At 51.0% G+C, this 13,553-nt stretch carries 9 protein-coding genes, 1 rRNA gene and 3 pseudogenes; 6 read left to right on the plus strand and 7 right to left on the minus strand.

What is annotated here, in order from left to right; genetic code table 11:
* Positions 1–3 precede the first annotated feature (3 nt).
* The 4 genes and pseudogenes from rrf to kgtP all read left to right on the plus strand — a co-directional run bounded on the left by rrf (position 4) and on the right by kgtP (position 4,449).
* A 5S ribosomal RNA gene (rrf, locus tag C4F37_RS21265) occupies positions 4–119 on the plus strand.
* Positions 120–249: 130 nt separating this feature from the next.
* Positions 250–1,597, plus strand: a pseudogene (locus tag C4F37_RS21270) (IS3-like element IS1397 family transposase).
* A gap of 243 nt (positions 1,598–1,840) precedes the next feature.
* Positions 1,841–2,807 (plus strand): annotated as a pseudogene (locus C4F37_RS21280) (IS110 family transposase).
* A gap of 343 nt (positions 2,808–3,150) precedes the next feature.
* A pseudogene (gene kgtP, locus C4F37_RS21295) lies at positions 3,151–4,449 on the plus strand (alpha-ketoglutarate permease).
* On the opposite strand, the gene C4F37_RS21300 reads toward kgtP, so the two are convergent.
* From C4F37_RS21300 to trxC, 5 genes are all read right to left on the minus strand, one after another.
* Positions 4,446–4,769: a YfiM family lipoprotein gene (locus C4F37_RS21300; RefSeq protein ID WP_001467872.1), complete on the minus strand. Its 324-nt coding sequence runs from the start codon at positions 4,767–4,769 to the stop codon at positions 4,446–4,448. The pseudogene kgtP and the gene C4F37_RS21300 overlap by 4 nt on opposite strands.
* 45 nt (positions 4,770–4,814) lie before the next feature.
* On the minus strand, positions 4,815–6,170 hold the full coding sequence (gene pssA, locus C4F37_RS21305) for a CDP-diacylglycerol--serine O-phosphatidyltransferase (RefSeq protein WP_106106715.1): 1,356 nt from the start codon (positions 6,168–6,170) through the stop codon (positions 4,815–4,817).
* A gap of 113 nt (positions 6,171–6,283) precedes the next feature.
* Positions 6,284–8,944, minus strand: a complete 2,661-nt coding sequence (gene patZ / locus C4F37_RS21310) for a peptidyl-lysine N-acetyltransferase PatZ (protein WP_000082939.1) — start codon at positions 8,942–8,944, stop codon at positions 6,284–6,286.
* A gap of 31 nt (positions 8,945–8,975) precedes the next feature.
* On the minus strand, positions 8,976–9,674 hold the full coding sequence (gene tapT / locus C4F37_RS21315; protein WP_001298618.1) for a tRNA-uridine aminocarboxypropyltransferase: 699 nt from the start codon (positions 9,672–9,674) through the stop codon (positions 8,976–8,978).
* Between the two features lie 68 nt (positions 9,675–9,742).
* The gene (trxC, locus tag C4F37_RS21320; protein WP_001098726.1) at positions 9,743–10,162 is read right to left on the minus strand and encodes a thioredoxin TrxC; all 420 of its coding nucleotides are present in this window, start codon (positions 10,160–10,162) and stop codon (positions 9,743–9,745) included.
* 206 nt (positions 10,163–10,368) lie between these two features.
* On the opposite strand from trxC, the gene C4F37_RS21330 reads away from it, so the two are divergent.
* Positions 10,369–11,406, plus strand: coding sequence for a tRNA/rRNA methyltransferase (locus C4F37_RS21330; RefSeq protein WP_000997418.1), 1,038 nt, complete (start codon positions 10,369–10,371; stop codon positions 11,404–11,406).
* A gap of 47 nt (positions 11,407–11,453) precedes the next feature.
* Here the strand turns inward: C4F37_RS21330 and ung are convergent, their stop codons facing one another.
* The gene (gene ung, locus C4F37_RS21335) at positions 11,454–12,143 is read right to left on the minus strand and encodes a uracil-DNA glycosylase (protein WP_001539375.1); all 690 of its coding nucleotides are present in this window, start codon (positions 12,141–12,143) and stop codon (positions 11,454–11,456) included.
* A 304-nt stretch (positions 12,144–12,447) separates the two neighbouring features.
* Between ung and grcA the strand changes: the two genes are divergently transcribed.
* On the plus strand, positions 12,448–12,831 hold the full coding sequence (gene grcA / locus C4F37_RS21340) for an autonomous glycyl radical cofactor GrcA (protein ID WP_000627807.1): 384 nt from the start codon (positions 12,448–12,450) through the stop codon (positions 12,829–12,831).
* 55 nt (positions 12,832–12,886) lie between these two features.
* Here the strand turns inward: grcA and eamB are convergent, their stop codons facing one another.
* The gene (eamB, locus tag C4F37_RS21345) at positions 12,887–13,474 is read right to left on the minus strand and encodes a cysteine/O-acetylserine transporter (RefSeq protein WP_000189208.1); all 588 of its coding nucleotides are present in this window, start codon (positions 13,472–13,474) and stop codon (positions 12,887–12,889) included.
* Positions 13,475–13,553 lie beyond the last annotated feature (79 nt).

A 13,553-nucleotide genomic window follows, 5' to 3' on the forward strand; every position in this document is an offset into this window, starting at 1 on the left:
TTGCCTGGCGGCCTTAGCGCGGTGGTCCCACCTGACCCCATGCCGAACTCAGAAGTGAAACGCCGTAGCGCCGATGGTAGTGTGGGGTCTCCCCATGCGAGAGTAGGGAACTGCCAGGCATCAAATTAAGCGAAGAGCCCAGTCGGAAGACTGGGCTTTTTTGCGTTGGTGCGGAATAAATGCCGGATGCGACGCTGCTGAACTGCACCCCAAATGTTGGACATAATCTGACATCTGAAGGTGCAGTTTATGAAACATTCATTTGAAATAAAACTTGCCGCTGTAAATCATTACCTGGCTGGTCATGCAGGCATCATTTCTACGGCAAAACTCTTTCAACTTTCTCACACCAGCCTCTCACACTGGATTAATCTTTTTCTTCTTCACGGTCCTCGGCACTGGATTGCAGACACAAGCGTAGCTATTCTCCTGAAGATAAACTTTGCGTGGTTCTTTATGCTCTCGGGCATTCTGAGTCTCTACCCCGGGTAGCTGCCCGGTTTAACATTCCCAGCCACAACACGGTTAAAAACTGGATAAAAGGCTACCGCAAATCTGGTAATGAGGCCTTTATCAGGCGCAGGAAGGAGAAAAGCATGACCCGTTCTGATGATACCCATGAAAACGAGGCAAACATGACGCCGGAAGAGATGAAGAATGAGCTGCGTTATCTTCGCGCAGAAAATGCATATCTGAAAGCCATGCAGGAGCATCTTCTGGAAAAAAAGCGCCAGGAGCTGGAGAAAAAACGAAAGTCATCCAGAGCCTGAGGTACGGACACTGCCAGTCTGACCTGTTAAAGGCCGCAGGGCTGGCCAGAAGCACGCTGTACTACCAGCTGTCACTGCAGAAGGCTAAGGACAAGTATGCTGATGTGAAACAGCTCATAGCCTCCATCTTCCATGAACACCGGGGATGTTATGGGTACCGGCGGATCCATTGTGAGCTTCAGAAAAGAGGTCTTAAGTTCAGTGGCAAAACGGTGAGAAAACTGATGCAACAGCTCGGCCTGAAGTCTCCTGTGCGCCTGAAGAAATACCGGTCTTACCGGGGAAATATGGGACTCGCTGCAGAAAATATCCTTCAGCGACAGTTCAAAGCGGAAGCTCCCTGTGAGAAATGGGTGACAGATATCACCGAATTCAGGGCTGGCGGACAAAAACTGTACCTGTCCCCGATACTTGATTTGTTTAACGGGGAAATCGTGGCGTGGGAAACGGCCTGCAGGCCTACAGAGGAGCTGGTGAAGCGGATGTTAAATAAGGGGCTGGAAAGCCTTGCTGAAGGGGAGAAACCGCTGCTCCACAGTGATCAAGGATGGCATTACCGGATAAAAAGTTATCAGTCCGCCCTGGCGGACAGAGGGTTAGTGCAGAGCATGTCGCGCAAGGGCAACTGCCTTGATAATGCGGTAATGGAGAACTTCTTTGGTCACCTGAAAGAAGAAATGTACTATCGCCGGGACTACAGAAATGTAGAAGAGCTGGAAAATGCCGTTAACGAATACATAACTTACTGGAATCAAAAAAGAATAAAACTCAGTCTTGGGGGACTCAGCCCGGTAGAATACCGGACTGAGTATCAAAAAGCCGGTTAACTGAAACTGTCCAGGTTTTGGGGTTCAGTTCATGCCGCATCTTATCCGACCTTGTATTATCCCTCCAGTGCAGAGAAAATCGGCCAGTTTTCTCTGCCTGCAGTCCGCATGCCGTATCCGGCCTTGGGTTCTAACCTGCATGGTAGATTTATGCGGCGGACTGCCTTTCTCCCGAAGTGATAAACCGGACAGTATCATAGACCGGTTTTCCCGGTAATCCGTATTTGCAAGGTTGGTTTCACTATGGAACATGAACTTCATTATATCGGTATCGACACCGCTAAAGAGAAACTGGATGTCGATGTGTTGCGTCCTGATGGTCGTCATCGCACCAAAAAATTCGCTAACACCACTAAAGGGCACGATGAGCTGGTGAGTTGGCTGAAATGTCACAAGATTGACCATGCGCATATCTGCATCGAAGCGACCGGCACCTATATGGAACCTGTCGCAGAGTGCCTTTACGATGCTGGCTACATAGTGTCAGTCATTAATCCTGCACTGGGTAAAGCTTTCGCTCAGAGTGAAGGACTGCGTAACAAGACTGATACCGTGGATGCCGCATGCTGGCAGAGTTCTGTCGTCAGAAGCGCCCTGCAGCCTGGGAAGCGCATCACCCGCTTGAACGCGCGTTGCATGCCCTGGTAGTACGCCACCAGGCGCTGACAGATATGCACAGGCAGGAACTGAATCGCACTGAAACGGCGCGGGAAGTCCAGAGGCCGAGCATTGATGCTCACCTTCTGTGGCTTGAAGCAGAGCTGAAGCGTCTTGAGAAGCAGATAAAAGACCTGACAGACGATGATCCGGATATGAAACACCGCAGGAAACTGCTGGAAAGCATCCCGGGTATCGGAGAGAAAACATCTGCGGTATTGCTGGCTTACATGGTCTGAAGGACCGTTTTGCCCATGCCAGACAGTTCGCCGCTTTTGCGGGTCTGACACCACGGCGTTATGAATCAGGCAGTAGTGTGAGAGGGGCAAGCCGGTTGAGTAAAGCCGGACATGTGTCGCTTCGCAGGCCGTTGTATATGCCTGCAATGGTAGCCACCAGTAAGACTGAGTGGGGACGGGCGTTGGCAGCTAATGGCAAGAAAGGAAAGGTGATTCTCGGCTCGATAATGCGCAAGCTGGCACAGGTGGCGTATGGAGTGCTGAAGTCAGGCGTGCCGTTCGATGCGTCACGGCATAATCCGGTAGCTGCGTAAAAATCGCGGAAGGGATGAAACAACAGCGCCTGACGGCGCTGTGTCTGGCATGCCTGCAATCCGGGAGACTGGACCAGGAAAAAACTTGCTGGCCGTAACAGTATCTACGCTCCCACATAAGCCAGATTCAACAGCGAATACGTCTTCCCCAAATTGCCCACTTCCATACTTCCTCCTTACCAGAAATCTATCCTTAAGCTCCTTAATAACCATTTTCCTGCTAACTAAATTCATGGTTAAGGTTGCATAATGATATGCAACAAATGTATAACATTTTTTCTTACCAAAAAATAAACAAAAGCGACCGACAAAAGCATTGGATTACGGCAGGAGACATAATGGCATGGCTGAAAGTACTGTAACGGCAGACAGCAAACTGACAAGTAGTGATACTCGTCGCCGCATTTAGGCAATTGTTGGGGCCTCTTCAGGTAATCTGGTCGAGTGGTTCGATTTCTATGTCTACTCGTTCTGTTCACTCTACTTCGCCCACATCTTCTTCCCTTCCGGGAACACGACGACTCAACTACTGCAAACAGCAGGTGTTTTTGCTGCAGGATTTCTGATGCGCCCAATAGGCGGTTGGCTGTTTGGCCGCATAGCCGATAAACATGGTCGCAAAAAATCGATGCTGTTATCGGTGTGTATGATGTGTTTCGGCTCACTGGTTATCGCCTGTTTGCCAGGCTACGAAACAATCGGTACCTGGGCTCCGGCATTATTGCTTCTCGCGCGTTTATTCCAGGGATTATCCGTTGGCGGAGAATATGGCACCAGCGCCACCTATATGAGTGAAGTTGCCGTTGAAGGGCGCAAAGGTTTTTACGCATCATTTCAGTATGTGACGTTGATCGGCGGGCAACTGCTAGCTCTACTGGTTGTCGTGGTTTTACAACACACCATGGAAGACGCTGTACTCAGAGAGTGGGGATGGCGTATTCCTTTCGCGTTAGGGGCTGTGTTAGCTGTTGTGGCGTTGTGGTTACGTCGTCAGTTAGATGAAACTTCACAACAAGAAACACGCGCTTTAAAAGAAGCTGGATCTCTGAAAGGATTATGGCGCAATCGCCGTGCATTCATCATGGTTCTCGGTTTTACCGCTGCGGGCTCCCTTTGTTTCTATACCTTCACCACTTATATGCAGAAGTATCTGGTAAATACTGCGGGAATGCATGCCAACGTGGCGAGTGGCATTATGACTGCCGCATTGTTTGTATTCATGCTTATTCAACCACTTATTGGCGCGCTGTCGGATAAGATTGGTCGCCGTACCTCAATGTTATGTTTCGGTTCTCTGGCAACCATTTTTACCGTTCCTATTCTCTCAGCATTGCAGAACGTTTCCTCGCCTTATGCCGCTTTTGGTCTGGTGATGTGCGCCCTGCTGATAGTGAGTTTTTATACTTCAATCAGTGGAATACTGAAGGCTGAGATGTTCCCGGCACAGGTTCGCGCATTAGGCGTTGGTCTGTCATATGCGGTCGCCAATGCTATATTTGGTGGTTCGGCGGAGTACGTAGCGTTGTCGCTGAAATCAATAGGAATGGAAACAGCCTTCTTCTGGTATGTGACCTTGATGGCCGTGGTGGCGTTTCTGGTTTCACTAACATTGCACCGTAAAGGAAAAGGGATGCGGCTTTAGTGACGGGTCAGTTGCCAGACGGTATAGCCGGTGCTTGCACCGGCGATATCCCAGGCAAAATCCTTCCAGCTCCAGCCGCTCCCCTCAGGGCGGCTATCCCAAAGCTCTTTTGACGCCCCCAGACTGACAGAGAACATCAATCCAAACATGGCACTGCGATCCCGGCTCATCCCCTGATGCTGTGAATATTCATTTCCGGCGGCGGAAAGCATCGCCGAGGCGATAAAGTGTTGAGCTTTATCCTGCCCGCTCCAGTTATCGTTAGCCATATGGCTGCATCCAGAAAGTAACAATAGCGAACAGACAAAAAGAATACGCAAAACGTGGCCTCCAAAAAACAAACCCCGTACAGGACGGGGTTGTGATTACAGGATGCGGCTAATTAATCGGTCGATGCGGATACGGCGCAAACGGCGGATGAGTTTACGAACCTTCACCGGATAATCGGCAATACTTTGCAGATCGCGGTAGTGCTTAACGATGGTGGTATGCTCGCGGATCAGATCCAGTTCTTTCTCTCGCTGTGGCGCAAGCTCCAGTTGCGGATCGTGGATCAAAATGGCGTTTTCCAGATCCAGACGCCAGGCGCGCGGGTTCAGGTTATTACCGGTGATCAACATCCACTTATCATCAACCCACATCCCTTTCAGGTGATAGGTGTTGTCGTCATCTTTCCATAACCGAACTACTAACTGGTCAGTGTTGACGTAATACTGTAAACGACTCAGGAAACGACGCAGATTGATCTCATAGAGATAAGGCAATGCGCCAATTATCTTGAAAGGTTCATCTTCCGGAATGTAGAAGTCATTCGCGGTTTTATCACCAACAATAATTTCGACCTTTTTCCCTTCGCGCAGCAACTGGATAATATTGCGCACAAGGATTGCTGGCAGGTTGAAGTATGGCGTACAGATGGTTAGTTTCTGCTCGGCACAAGGCATAAGATGGAAAATGGTCTTGTTCAACAGACTCGATTTCCCCAGCCCCACTAGCGGCGTTACGGAAAGCTGATCGTTGTCGGCATCGCCCTGGAAATGATAAGCGGCATCACGCAGCTCCTGGCGGAACAGGCGAATGTCGTTCTTGATTTCCGGGCTTTTTGGCCGATTAACATCATCCAGACGATTAACGCCGCGGCCATTCATAATATTCTGTGTAACCCATTCAAACATAATGTCTGACATCTTACGGTTACGGATCAGATGATAACGGTCGTAGCGATATTTATCGTGCTGATGCAGGTAAACATCGTTCAGGCTGGCACCGCTATAAAGTACGCTATCGTCGATGATAAAGCCTTTAAAGTGCAGAACACCAAGGGCTTCACGGGTATTGATTGGAACGCCATAAGCCGGAACATCTACGCCCGGATTTTCCTGCGCCATGCGGCAGTACCAGTCAGCGTTAGTGTTAGATGCCGCAGCGCCAATGCGTCCACGTTGTGCACGATGCCAGTCGACCAGCACCCGCACATCCAGTTCCGGACGCTGCCTTTTAGCCTCATACAACGCGTTCAGAATGCCTTTGCCACCGTCATCCTGTTCGAGATACAGGGCAACAATGCAAATGCGCTGCTTCGCGCTGGCTATTTTTTCCAGCAGCGTCTCCCGGAAGTCGGCGGGAGCGTAAAAGAAATCGACATCATCAACTGATTGAGAAATCTTGGGTAGTTGGGCAAGGTGTTGTTGATGTTTATTACGCTTAAATTTTGACAACATCACAGTGCATTTCTTCTCTGTTCATTGAAGGGTCCTCTGTGCAATGCAGACGACATAAGCGGGCAATAATAACACCAGTCCCGATTAAGTGGTCAACATTTCCAGTACCTTACTCATGATTCCTCGCGCTGGGCAAGATTTAGCGTAAGCCCAACGATCCCCTCTTCGAGCTGGATATCAACGTTAAACCCGAGCTTGCGGGCCAGCGCCACCATGCCACGATTGTTTGGCATCGTAATACCATTCAGACGTTGTAGTCCGTGATCTCGCGTATAGGTAATCAACTTTTCCATTAAGCGTCGACCTAAGCCTAACCCTTTGAGATCCGAGCGAACCAGCACGGCAAATTCGGCATCGATGTTATCAGGGTCGGAGATCGCACGTGTGACGCCGAGGATCTCTTCCGTTTGATCAATTCGTCGTACCGCTACAAATGCCATTTCCCGATCGTAGTCGATCTGCGTCATGTTGGCTAAATCTTCATGGGTAAATTCGTTGATCTCGCTAAAGTAGCGGTAATAAAGATCTTCTTTGGTGACTCGCGAAATGAATTGCTGAAGCTGTGGCTCATCTTCTGGCAAAATCGGGCGGAACAAGCAGCGTTCACCGTTTTTCAATTCTACCCATTCTTCCAGCTGATGCGGATAAGGGCGCACAGCCAGCCGGCTCTCGTTATCACCTTCAAACGGCGCGATATCCAGCGTGACATCCAGCGCGGTAAATTCACTGCCAGAAGCCAGCAAAGGATGAATATCCAGACGCTGAATTTCCGGGCAATCGACAATCAAGTTGGAAACCTGCACCAGAAGCTGGCTCAAGCCTGCAACATCCAATGGGCGTAGCGCACTGCGTGCACGAATCTTTTTACTTTTGATCCCCTGAATAACCAGATAGCGGGCCAGGTTCATGTTCAGCGGCGGCAGTGCGACGACGGCTTGATCTTCAGGACGCCACTCCACACCGCCTTCACCCAGCATGATTAACGGCCCGAAAACCGGATCGTGCTCAACCACAACCCGCAACTCCTGAGCGCCAGCACGGTTAGCCATACTTTGCACCAACAGGCCGTGGACCCGCGCCTGCGGCCAGGCCATTTTTACGCGATCGAAAATAGCGTTTGCCGCTTGCTGGACTTCATTGGCTGTACGTAGGTAGAGCATGACGCCCTGAACTTCCGATTTATGTGGAATATCCGGCGAGCGCAATTTCAGTGCCACCGGATAGCCAATCTGTTTGGCAATATGTACCGCTTCGGTGCTATCACTGGCAATCCAGGTAGGGAGAGTATTCATACCATACGCTTGCAGGATGGGCTGAACTTCATGGGTATCGAGCGACGTAGCCCCTTCGGCAATCGCCTGTTGCAACAGAAGATGCGCTTCTGCGGTATTGGAAGTCAGATTGCTGGGCAACGCCGGCGTTTCGCGTAGTTGCTTCTGATTACGTCGGTACTCGACCATATGCATAAAAGCAGTGATGGTTCCTTCCGGAGTACGGTAGGTCGGCAGCCCGGCTTCGCTGAATAAACGTCGTGCCTCTTGCGAGGAGTGCTCGCCGCACCAGTTCGTCAGCAAAGAGACATATTTGCTGCGGGGATGATGCTTTACCGCTTCAATTAATACTTGTGCGCTTTCTGTTGCGGGAGCAGCGGCGCTGGGCGAATGAATAACCATCAGCGCATCAAAATCCTGGCTGTGGAGCAGAATGTCCAGCGTTTTGACATAATGCTCGCTGCTGGCGTCATCGCGCAGATCGAGCGGGTTAGAGATTGCCACATGCCCTGGCAGTGCATCGCTCAGTTTCTGGCAGGTTTCTTCGCTTAGCGTTGCCAGCTTGCCATTGCGTGACCATAAGGCATCCAGCGCCAGCGCGGCAGGCGCAGCACCGTTGCTGATAATCATCAACCGGTCGCCACGCAGCGGGCGCATATGGCTAAGGGTTTCCACCGCCGAAAACAGTTCGTGGGTGTCCTGTACCCGCAACAAACCGGCACGCTGAATAGCTGCATCCCACGCCGGATCCATTCCTGCCGTGGTGTTCAACAGACGTTGAGCCGCCGGGCTACGTCCGCTTTTAATCACCAAAATCGGTTTATTGCGCGAGGCACTACGGGCTGCCGAAACAAAGCGTCGCGCGTCGCTTAACTGTTCGAGATAGAGCAGGATGGCGCTGGTTTTACTGTCGCGCGCCAAATAGTCGAGCAATTCATCAACGTCGATATCCAGGCTGTCGCCGAGCGCAATAAAGTAGGAAAAGCCCATCTCACGCTGTTGCGCCCAGTCGAGGATGGTGTTGGAGACAGCAGCCGATTGCGAAATAAACGCCAGCTTGCCGCGTTTAATCGGCACAGGTGAAAAGCTGGCATTCAGACCTTGCCAGGGAGCCAGTAAGCCCAGACTGTTTGGTCCTAGCAGGCGCATGTTATGGCGCAGGGCGCAGGCGCGGAGATCTTCGTGTTGCGATGCCGGGGCGGAAAGAATAATGCAGGTTTTACAGCCTTTCTCGCCGAGCTCTTCCAGAAGAGCAAGATTACGGCTGGCATTGGTACATAAAACCGCAAGGTCGGGTGTAAAGGGCAAGCGGGCAATATCCGGCCAGGCCAACACACCCAACACCGCTTTCCAGGCTGGCGTCACCGGGAGTACCGGTCCGTTAAAGCCTCCCGCCAGCAGGTTACGCATCATCAGGTAACCTGCGCGATTGGGTTTCATCGATGCGCCAATTACCGCAATCGATTTTGGTCGCAGTAGTGCTTCCAGTCCTCGCTGACTCATATCGGTCTCCCGCAGAAGTGACCGAATGATTTTAAACGCTTTCTAACTGTTCTGCTGTGATGCTTCCCGGATGTTGCGTTTTTCCTGCCAGATAGCGTGTTTTAAAGCGGGTAAAATGCTCGCCTAACCCTGTCGCCGCCCTGGTATCGCCGGCCATATCTAACAGTGCGATGGCTACCTCGGCAGTACAATATTGGCCTTCAGCCTGGGCTTCACGCAGGCGATAGGCAGAAAGCCGAGAAAGATCGACGGAAATGACGGGAAGATTATCCAGATACGGACTTTTACGAAACATCTTGCGAGCTTCTGGCCAGGTACCATCGAGCATGATAAATAGCGGAGGCTTACCGGCAGGTGGTGTGAAGATCACTTCCCGTTGCTCATCAGCATACGAAGCGGGAAAGACCACCATTGGCTGATAGTCCGGGTTTTGCACCAGATCCAGCAAATCTTGCGAGGGTTCGGTACGCGACCATTGAAACGCAACGGTATCAGGCAAAATATCAGCAATCAGACGCCCGGTATTACTGGGCTTCATTGGCTCGGTGTCGAACATCAGCAAACAGAAGCGACTTTTTGCTTGTGCTGGGGTAATTGTCGAACAGAGACATAATTTCTCTGGCAAAAGACAGCGTTGGCAGCGACGAACGCGATTACCGCGGGCAAGAAAAGGACGTGTTGCACGCGCAATACGCTCGGCGCGTAACTGGAGAACAGCGTTTTCGGTCATAAGAGAGCGTCGAAAAAACGCCATTGTCGCAGAGGAGAAAACGGGGCACAAGATGCGCCCCGGTAAGATTAAAGAGATTCGTTCAGCCAGCTGTCGAACGGCGCTTTCGGTACTGCGCCATTAAGCATGTCGACAACCTGACCATTTTTGAAAATCATGATCGTCGGTATACTACGAATTCCAAAGCGGCTGCTCAATTCACGTTCAGCTTCGGTATTCACTTTCACAAAGCGCACTTTACCGCTACGCTCTTGCGCAACATCTTCAAAAATTGGCGCGAAGTTACGGCAGGGGCCGCACCACGGCGCCCAGAAGTCGATCACCACAGGTAGATCATCTTTCAGCAATTTGTCGAGCGTTTCACCGGTCGCATTAATCACCTCTCCGTCAAACAAGTCGTGACCGCAGCGTCCGCATTTTGCCGCATCTTCGATCCGATCGTCGGGAATGCGATTGATGGCCTGACAATGGGTACAAACGGTATTCATAACTAACCTCGGGATGAGTAAGGAGACTTATCGGCAACGACGCCGGTATGTTTCTAATATGTTACATATTATCGGGGACATTGTTCCAGACAACAATCTGTTTTATTCAATGGGTATGATAGACACAGGCTTTGGAACGAAATCATGGCGAACCGCGCGCACTTCGGGTAATCTGCGCGCTTCGCGCAGCGCTGGTGGAGAAAAGCATGAACGATGAAATGAAAGGTAAAAGCGGCAAGGTCAAAGTGATGTATGTCCGCAGTGATGATGATTCTGATAAACGTACCCACAACCCGCGTACCGGGAAAGGGGGCGGGCGTCCAGGAAAATCTCGTGCTGACGGTGGCCGTCGCCCCGCCCGCGATGACAAACAGAGTCAGCCCCGTGACCGCAAGTGGGAAGAGTCGCCGTGGCGCACAGTTTCCCGCGCGCCGGGTGATGAGACGCCGGAAAAGGCCGATCACGGTGGCATCAGTGGTAAAAGTTTTATTGATCCGGAAGTGTTGCGTCGTCAGCGTGCGGAAGAAACCCGCGTCTACGGCGAAAATGCCTGTCAGGCACTGTTCCAGAGCCGTCCGGAAGCGATTGTTCGCGCCTGGTTTATCCAGAGTGTAACGCCGCGTTTTAAAGAAGCCTTGCGCTGGATGGCAGCAAACCGCAAAGCGTACCATGTGGTAGATGAAGCGGAACTGACAAAAGCGTCAGGCACGGAACATCACGGCGGCGTTTGCTTCCTGATCAAAAAGCGTAACGGTACAACCGTGCAGCAGTGGGTAAGCCAGGCAGGCGCGCAGGATTGTGTACTGGCGCTGGAAAACGAATCTAACCCGCATAACCTGGGTGGCATGATGCGCAGCTGCGCGCACTTCGGCGTGAAAGGCGTTGTGGTGCAGGATGCGGCACTGCTGGAGTCGGGGGCGGCTATCCGTACCGCAGAAGGCGGCGCAGAGCACGTTCAGCCGATTACTGGCGACAACATTGTTAACGTGCTGGATGATTTCCGTCAGGCAGGTTACACCGTAGTGACCACTTCCAGCGAGCAGGGGAAACCGCTGTTCAAAACCAGTCTGCCAGCGAAAATGGTACTGGTGCTGGGTCAGGAATATGAAGGGTTACCGGATGCCGCACGCGATCCGAACGATTTGCGCGTGAAGATTGATGGTACTGGCAACGTTGCCGGGCTAAATATCTCTGTTGCAACCGGCGTTTTGCTTGGTGAATGGTGGCGTCAGAATAAAGCCTGATAAATCAGCCGGGTGGCAACGCTGCCATCCGGCGTTTTCCTGCAAATTTACTCACTTTCTGCCAGTAATACTGGCATCCAGTCAATCGGTTTCTCGCCACGTTGTTCCAGCCACTGATTTGCCAGCACAAAATGGTTGCAGCCAAAGAACCCACGATGCGCAGAAAGCGGTGATGGATGCGGCGCTTTCAGTATGTGATGGCGTTGCTTATCAATAATCGCCCCTTTCTTTTGCGCATGTGAGCCCCACAACAAAAACACCACGCCTTCGCGGTGCTGGTTAATCAGGCTGATTACTTTATCGGTGAAGGTCTCCCAGCCGAGGCTGGCGTGGGAATGTGCCTGACCTGCGCGAACCGTCAACACAGTATTGAGTAGCAGAACGCCCTGACGCGCCCAGCTTTCAAGATAACCATGATTAGGGCGGGTGAAACCGGGAATAGTATTTTCCAGCTCTTTATACATATTCAGCAGTGACGGCGGTGTCGCAATGCCGGGGCGAACGGAAAATGCCAGACCATGCGCCTGTCCCGGTCCGTGATAAGGATCCTGGCCGAGAATCACCACTTTAACGTCACCCAACGCTGTAAAGCGGAACGCGTTAAAGACATCCTTTTGTGGCGGATAGATAGTGACGCCGGACTGCCGCTCGCTGGCGACGGTCTGTAGGGTATTAAGAAAATAGGGTTGTTGCTTCTCTTCAGCCAGCACGTCATGCCAGGTTAATTCGTTTGCCATCTCGCTCTCCCGCGAATCTTCAATCCGCCTAGCTTAACTGCTTCTTTCTACAGAACAAAATCATGCTCATTTTTTAGACTTAAACGAGTGCAAAAAAATGTAAATTGGTAAAATTTCACACCTGCATAAGTTGATGTAAAACAATAAAATCCATTTGCAACCATACTTGATGTGTGGTTTTTATTGATTTAAATCAAAGATTCAAGGGTGTTTGAGGAGTATATATACACTCAAGCAACAATGGTTTTACCAATTGGCCGCGACAGGCTGAACAAATCAAATAATTTTGCCGGGGAGGCATCACATGATTACAGGTATCCAGATTACTAAAGCCGCTAACGACGATCTGCTGAACTCTTTCTGGCTGCTGGACAGCGAAAAAGGCGAAGCGCGTTGCATCGTTGCAAAAGCAGGTTATGCAGAAGATGAAGTGGTTGCAGTAAGCAAACTGGGTGACATTGAGTACCGTGAAGTTCCAGTAGAAGTGAAACCAGAAGTTCGCGTTGAAGGTGGTCAACACCTGAACGTAAACGTTCTGCGTCGTGAAACTCTGGAAGATGCAGTTAAGCATCCGGAAAAATATCCGCAGCTGACCATCCGTGTATCCGGTTATGCAGTTCGCTTTAACTCTCTGACTCCGGAACAGCAGCGCGACGTTATCGCTCGTACCTTTACTGAAAGCCTGTAAGGCTTAAGTAGCAAGTTACTAAGCGGAAGAGGGCGACCTCTTCCGCTTTTTTTCGTTAATAGAAAATGCGTACCGCGCAATAGACCAGCAACAGGGCAAGCACGATATTTAACTGGCGACCATACTGGCGAAACAATTGCTGAAACAGATGCCCCGCCAGCGCCCAGCACACATTGCCAAACGTCCCAATCATCGCCAGCAAAACGCTGACGCCAACTACCCAGCTTAGCGCCTGTGTTTGCGGCAGAACAAACGTCGACAGTGCCGTAACACCGTACAAAATGATTTTGACGTTCACAAACTGCAAAGCAAAGCTGGCCCAAAAACTGATTGGTTTTGTCTGAAGTCCGTCTTCCTTTGTTGGGCTGGTGGCGATTTTCCACGCCAGCCAGACAATATATGCCGCCCCCGCCCAACTCAAAAGGTGTACCGCTGCCGGGTCAATCACTGCCAGTGAAAATGAAATGCCCGCACACAGTAACATCACAATCAAAAATCCCAGACTCATCCCTGCCAGCACACGGGTACTTTGACGAAATCCATGCGACGTAGCAGAGCTAAGGGCGAGAATATTGTTCGGTCCTGGCGTCATGGCGGTAATCAGGGTGTAAGTCCAAAAAGCACTTAAAAGGGTCGGTGTCACTTGTTATCTCCTCTGTTTTGGTAGACAGTACCCGACACGGAACATTTAAAAAAATGAATGTTTTTACATTCTAAATTCG

Source organism: Escherichia sp. R1, from assembly GCF_003000935.1.
In the GTDB taxonomy this organism is placed as follows: domain Bacteria; phylum Pseudomonadota; class Gammaproteobacteria; order Enterobacterales; family Enterobacteriaceae; genus Escherichia; species Escherichia coli.